This window comes from Pseudomonas yangonensis (assembly GCF_009932725.1).
Classification (GTDB): domain Bacteria; phylum Pseudomonadota; class Gammaproteobacteria; order Pseudomonadales; family Pseudomonadaceae; genus Aquipseudomonas; species Aquipseudomonas yangonensis.
Genome location: NZ_BLJU01000120.1, coordinates 1 through 231, shown reverse-complemented (window position 1 = coordinate 231; position 231 = coordinate 1). Strand labels below are relative to the sequence as shown.

At 39.0% G+C, this 231-nt stretch carries 1 pseudogene; it reads left to right on the top strand.

The features are described 5' to 3' along the window. Nucleotides 1-231: pseudogene (locus GYB81_RS23765) on the top strand (TolC family protein); the annotation flags it as partial.

The window sequence follows — 231 nt, the reverse complement described above, 5'->3', positions numbered from 1 at the left end:
GTAATACATCAACAACCAAACAAGCAACTTTATCTGCTCGTCAGCCTCTTTTTCGTATGGATGCATGGGAAGGTTATAAACAGGTTAAGACCTCGGTTGCACTTAGTGAAATTACTTTACGCCTGCAAAAACAAGATCATGTTTTAAACGTGGCAGAAGCCTATTTTAATGTACTACGTCAGCAGTCCCTTACTGCTGCATATTTACAAGAAGAAAAGGCTTTACTTGAAC